The sequence below is a fragment of the Halomonas denitrificans genome, from assembly GCF_003056305.1.
GTDB classification, from domain to species: domain Bacteria; phylum Pseudomonadota; class Gammaproteobacteria; order Pseudomonadales; family Halomonadaceae; genus Halomonas; species Halomonas denitrificans.
In genome coordinates, this window is sequence record NZ_PYVX01000002.1 from 704,144 (window position 1) to 710,240 (window position 6,097).

Annotated in this window: 3 protein-coding genes; all 3 read left to right on the forward strand. The window is 68.5% G+C overall.

Annotation, left to right across the window (positions count from 1 at the left end):
• Nucleotides 1-61: 61 nt before the first annotated feature.
• Entirely contained in the window at nucleotides 62-2,704 is a 2,643-nt protein-coding gene (acnD, locus tag C9F13_RS09360; RefSeq protein ID WP_108445954.1) for a Fe/S-dependent 2-methylisocitrate dehydratase AcnD, read from the forward strand.
• Between the two features lie 91 nt (nucleotides 2,705-2,795).
• Entirely contained in the window at nucleotides 2,796-3,986 is a 1,191-nt protein-coding gene (gene prpF, locus C9F13_RS09365) for a 2-methylaconitate cis-trans isomerase PrpF (RefSeq protein WP_108445955.1), read from the forward strand.
• Between the two features lie 107 nt (nucleotides 3,987-4,093).
• Complete coding sequence (locus tag C9F13_RS09370; RefSeq protein ID WP_108445956.1) at nucleotides 4,094-5,575, forward strand: bifunctional 2-methylcitrate dehydratase/aconitate hydratase; 1,482 nt, start codon at nucleotides 4,094-4,096, stop codon at nucleotides 5,573-5,575.
• Nucleotides 5,576-6,097: the final 522 nt, after the last annotated feature.

The window sequence follows — 6,097 nt, forward strand, 5'->3', positions numbered from 1 at the left end:
GGCGACCGCCGGACGGTCGCCCCGCCTTCCTTCTTCACTCGACGACTTCCCGACGGACGCCATGAATACCGACTACCGCAAGCCCCTCCCCGGTACCGAGCTGGACTATTTCGACACCCGTGCGGCCGTCGACGACATAAAGCCCGGTGCCTACGATACCCTTCCCTACACCTCGCGGGTGCTGGCCGAGCAGCTGGTGCGCCGCTGCGAGCCGGAGCTTCTGACCGACGCGCTCACCCAGCTGATCGAGCGTCGCCGCGACCTCGACTTCCCCTGGTACCCGGCCCGCGTGGTCTGTCACGACATCCTCGGCCAGACGGCGCTGGTCGATCTGGCCGGCCTGCGCGACGCCATTGCCGAGCGCGGCGGCGACCCGGCCAAGGTCAACCCGGTGGTGCCGACCCAGCTGATCGTCGATCACTCCCTGGCCGTCGAGCACGCCGGCTTCGAGCAGGACGCCTTCGACAAGAACCGCGCCATCGAGGACCGCCGCAACGAGGATCGCTTCCACTTCATCGAGTGGACCAAGACGGCCTTCGAGAACGTCGACGTGATCCCCGCCGGCAACGGCATCATGCACCAGATCAACCTGGAGAAGATGTCGCCGGTGATCCAGGCGCGCCCCGACGAGAACGGCAAGCGCGTGGCCTTCCCGGACACCTGCGTGGGCACCGACAGCCACACCCCGCACATCGACTGCCTGGGCGTGATCGCGCTGGGCGTCGGCGGCCTCGAGGCCGAGACCGTGATGCTGGGCCGCCCCTCCATGATGCGCCTGCCGGACATCGTCGGCGTGGAGCTGACCGGCAAGCGCCAGCCTGGCATCACCGCCACCGATATCGTGCTGGCGATCACCGAGTTCCTGCGTCAGGAGCGCGTGGTGGGGGCCTACCTGGAGTTCTTCGGCGAGGGGGCCAGGAGCCTGACCATCGGCGACCGCGCGACCATCTCCAACATGACGCCCGAGTACGGCGCCTCCGCGGCGATGTTCTACATCGACGACCAGACCCTCGACTACCTGAAGATCACCGGTCGCGAGCCGGAGCAGGTCGAGCTGGTCGAGACCTACGCCAAGCAGGCCGGCCTGTGGGCCGACAGCCTGACCGAGGCGCAGTACGAGCGGGTGCTGACCTTCGACCTCTCCACCGTGGAACGCAACCTGGCGGGTCCGTCCAACCCGCACCGTCGCCTGCCCACCAGCGCCCTGGCCGAGCGCGGCATCGCCGTGAGCTCCTACATGGACAGCGACAAGGCCCAGGCGGCGGAGAAGGCGGGCAAGATGCCCGATGGCGCGGTGATCATCGCCGCCATCACCAGCTGCACCAACACCTCCAATCCGCGCAACGTGGTGGCCGCCGGCCTGCTGGCCAAGAAGGCCAACGAGCTGGGCCTTGTGCGCAAGCCCTGGGTGAAGTCCTCCTTCGCGCCGGGCTCCAAGGTGGCGCGCCTCTATCTAGAGGAGGCTGGCCTGCTGCAGGAGCTCGAGAAGCTCGGCTTCGGCATCGTCGCCTACGCCTGCACCACCTGTAACGGCATGTCCGGCGCCCTGGACCCCGAGATCCAGCAGGAGATCATCGACCGCGATCTCTATTCCACGGCGGTGCTCTCCGGCAACCGCAACTTCGACGGCCGCATCCACCCCTACGCCAAGCAGGCCTTCCTGGCCTCGCCGCCGCTGGTGGTGGCCTACGCCATCGCGGGGTCCGTGCGCTTCGACATCGAGCAGGACGTGCTGGGTACCGACCAGGACGGCACCCCGATTACCTTGAAGGACCTCTGGCCCTCCGACGAGGAGATCGACGCCATCGTCGCCGAGTTCGTCAAGCCGGAGCAGTTCAAGCAGGTCTACATCCCGATGTTCGACCTGGACGCCGCCGAGAAGGCCGAGAGCCCGCTCTACGACTGGCGCCCCCAGAGCACCTACATCCGCCGCCCGCCCTACTGGGAAGGCAACATGGCGGCCGTGCGCGCGCTGAAGGGGATGCGCCCGTTGGCGATCCTGCCGGACAACATCACCACCGACCACCTCTCGCCCTCCAACGCCATCATGGCCGACAGCGCGGCCGGCGAGTACCTGGCGAAGATGGGCCTGCCGGAGGAGGACTTCAACTCCTACGCCACCCACCGCGGCGATCACCTCACCGCGCTGCGCGCGACCCTGGCCAATCCCAAGCTCTACAACGAGATGGTGCGGGACGAGAAGGGCGAGGTGCGCCAGGGCTCGCTGGCGCGCATCGAGCCGGAGGGTGAAGTGACCCGCATGTGGGAGGCCATCGAGACCTACATGGAGCGCGACCAGCCGCTGATCGTCATCGCCGGCGCCGACTACGGCCAGGGGTCGTCGCGGGACTGGGCGGCCAAGGGCGTGGCGCTGGCCGGGGTGGAGGCGATCGTCGCCGAGGGCTTCGAGCGCATCCACCGCACCAACCTGATCGGCATGGGCGTGATGCCCCTGCAGTTCGAGGAGGGCACCACCCGCCATACCCTTCAGCTCGACGGCACCGAGACCTATGACGTCGAGGGCGCGCCGGCGCCGCGCGCCACCCTCGAGCTGGTGATCCACCGCAAGACCGGAGAGGTCGACCGGGTGCCGGTGATCTGCCGCCTGGATACCGCCGAGGAGGTGACCGTCTACTCCGCCGGCGGCGTGCTGCAGCGCTTCGCCCAGGACTTCCTGGAGTCCGAGGTCGAGGCGGTCGGCTGAACCGGGCGATGACCGTCACTCCCTGACCCACCCATCGACCCGGCGCCGCCACGGCCCCGGGTCGATCTTTCTCGAGAAGGACGCGAATTCCATGGCACAGCTTCCACAGATCAGGGTGCCCGCCACCTACATGCGCGGCGGCACCAGCAAGGGCGTCTTCTTCCGCCTCGACGACCTGCCCGAGGCCGCCCGGGTGCCGGGCGAGGCCCGCGATCGCCTGCTGATGCGGGTGATCGGCAGCCCCGACCCCTACCAGAAGCAGATCGACGGCATGGGCGGGGCGACCTCCAGCACCAGCAAGACCGTCATCCTCTCGAAGAGCGAGCGCCCCGACCACGACGTCGACTACCTCTTCGGCCAGGTCGCCATCGACAAGGCCTTCGTCGACTGGAGCGGCAACTGCGGCAACCTCTCCGCCGCGGTGGGCCCCTTCGCTATCAGCAACGGCCTGGTCGACCCCGCGCGGATCCCCGAGAACGGCGAGGTCGAGGTGCGCATCTGGCAGGCCAACATCGGCAAGACCATCGTCTCGCGGGTACCGATCACCGACGGCCAGGTGCAGGAGACCGGCGACTTCGAGCTCGACGGCGTGACCTTCCCGGCCGCCGAGGTGCCCGTGGCCTTCAAGGACCCTGCCGACGGCGAGGGGGCCATCTTCCCCACCGGCCGGCTGGTCGACGACCTGGAGGTGCCGGGTGACGTGGTCGCGGGCGGCCGCCTCCAGGCGACCATGATCAACGCCGGCATCCCCACCGTCTTCGTCAACGCCGCCGACCTCGGCTACACCGGCAGCGAGCTGCAGGAGGCGATCAACGGCGACCCGCGGGCGCTCGAGCGCTTCGAGACCATCCGCGCCCACGCCGCCCTGCGCATGGGGCTGATCAAGGAGCTCGGCGAGGCCGCCAACCGCCAGCACACGCCCAAGGTCGCCTTCGTGGCGCCGCCGGCCAGCTACACGGCCTCCAGCGGCAAGGCGGTCGAGGCCGATGCGATCGACCTGCGGGTGAGGGCGCTCTCCATGGGCAAGCTGCACCACGCCATGATGGGCACCGCCGCGGTGGCCATCGCCTCCGCGGCGGCCATCGAGGGCACCCTGGTCAACCTGACCGCCGGCGGCGGCAAGCGCAACGCCGTGACCTTCGGCCACCCCTCCGGCACCCTGCGGGTCGGCGCCGAGGCGAGCCTGGTCGACGGCCGCTGGGTGATCGATGAGGCGGTGATGAGCCGCAGCGCCCGCGTGCTGATGGAAGGCTGGGTGCGCGTCCCCGGCGACAGCGTCTGAGTCGCCATCGCCCTATGCCGTCCGCGCCCCGTGTCGGTGACACGGGGCGTTTCTATAGTGAAGAGTGGTAGAGACACCGACCGACCCGCGACCGCAGGAGGCACCCGATGAGCACCGTGGAAACCAACGTGCGCCCCGAGTACGACGTCGAGCTGCAGACCCTCGCCGACTATGTCCTCGGCTACACCATCGACAGCAACGAGGCGCTTCAGACGGCGCGCCACTGTCTGATGGACACCCTGGGCTGCGGCCTGCTGGCGCTGCGCTTCCCCGAATGTACCAAGCACCTGGGCCCGCTCGTCGAGGGCACCGTGGTGCCGCACGGGGCGCGCGTGCCCGGCACCTCCTTCCGGCTGGACCCGGTCAAGGCGGCCTGGGACATCGGCGCCATCATCCGCTGGCTCGACTACAACGACACCTGGCTGGCCGCCGAGTGGGGCCACCCCTCCGACAACCTGGGCGGCATCCTGGCCGTGGCCGACCACCTCTCCCAGCAGCGCGTCGCCGACGGGCAGGAGCCGCTGACCATGCGGCAGGTGCTTGAGGCGATGATCATGGCCCACGAGATCCAGGGCGTGCTGGCGCTGGACAACTCCTTCAACCGGGTCGGGCTCGACCATGTGGTGCTGGTCAAGGTGGCCTCCACCGCCGTGGTGGCGAAGCTGATGGGTGCCGACCGCGAGCGGCTGCTCGCGGCGCTCTCCCATGCCTTCGTCGATGGCCAGAGCCTGCGCACCTACCGGCACGCGCCGAATGCGGGCTCGCGCAAGAGCTGGGCCGCCGGGGACGCCACCTCCCGCGCCGTGCGCCTGGCCGATATCGCCATGCGCGGCGAGATGGGCATCCCGGGCGTGCTGACCGCGCCGCAGTGGGGCTTCTACGACGTGCTGTTCAGCCACACCAACCGCGATCTCGCCACCAAGCCAGCCGAGGAGCGTCGCTTCACCTTCCAGCGCGAGCTCGGCAGCCACGTGATGGAGCACATTCTGTTCAAGATCTCCTTCCCGGCCGAGTTCCACGCCCAGACCGCCTGCGAGGCGGCCATGACCCTGTACCCCCAGGTGAAGGATCGGCTCGACGAGATCGAGCGCATCGTGCTGACCACCCACGACTCGGCGATCCGCATCATCTCCAAGGAGGGGGACCTCGCCAATCCCGCCGACCGGGATCACTGCCTCCAGTACATGACCGCCGTGCCGCTGATCTTCGGCAGCCTGACCGCCGAGCACTACGAGGATGCCTTCCACGCGGCCCATCCGGAAATCGACGAGCTGCGCGGCAAGATGGAGGTGGTCGAGGACGAGCGCTACTCCCGGGACTACTACGACCCCCAGAAGCGCGCCATCGCCAACGCCGTCCAGGTCTTCTTCGCGGACGGCAGCGCCACCGAGCAGGTCGCGGTCGAGTACCCCATCGGTCATCGCCGGCGGCGGGCGGAGGGCATCCCGCTGCTGGAAGAGAAGTTCGCGCACAACCTGGCCACGCGCTTCCCGGCGGGGCGGTGCGCCGAGATCGTCGCGCTCTGCGGCGATCAGGCCCGCCTGGAGCAGACGGCGGTGCACCGCTTCGTCGATCGCTTCGTGATCTGAGACGGCTGCTCGCTCGCTACCCGAGGGTGTGGAGCGGGCGTCGTGGCCGGGTGTTTCCCGGCGGCGATCAAGAAAGGCGTGACGGGCCATGGCGGGCCCGCCCGGAGTGGGCTATATTTTTTCTTGGCCAGGGGCTTGCGCGGCCCCCGGGAAATCCGTAAAGTACGCATCCGCTGCCGGCAACGGGCAAACGTTGCAGGCGGTGATGGTGGCAGAAGTGCTTGTTTCCATTTGGGTTTTTCGAAGACGCTTTGAAAATTCCCGCTTGACGAACTCGCCGCATTCGGTAGAATGCACGCCACTCGATCGGCACTCGCAGCGCGCTAGCGCAACGAGGTTTCGGTCACCCGCTTCGCTTCTTCGGAACGCCTCGCAGGGTTGACAAGAAACGCCGGTCAGGTAGAATACGCCTTCCTCGCAGGGCGCCAGCGAGACCGCCGCTTCGCAAGAAGCTGGCCGGACACGACGGCAACAGCGAGATGCTCTTTAACAATCGATCAGGTAATTCATGTGGGCGCTTGT

Coding starts and splice junctions, on each gene's coding strand:
- C9F13_RS09370 (WP_108445956.1), top strand. CDS start 4,094: ATGAGCACCGTGGAAACCAACGTGCGCCCCGAGTACGACGTCGAGCTG.
- prpF (WP_108445955.1), top strand. CDS start 2,796: ATGGCACAGCTTCCACAGATCAGGGTGCCCGCCACCTACATGCGCGGC.
- acnD (WP_108445954.1), top strand. CDS start 62: ATGAATACCGACTACCGCAAGCCCCTCCCCGGTACCGAGCTGGACTAT.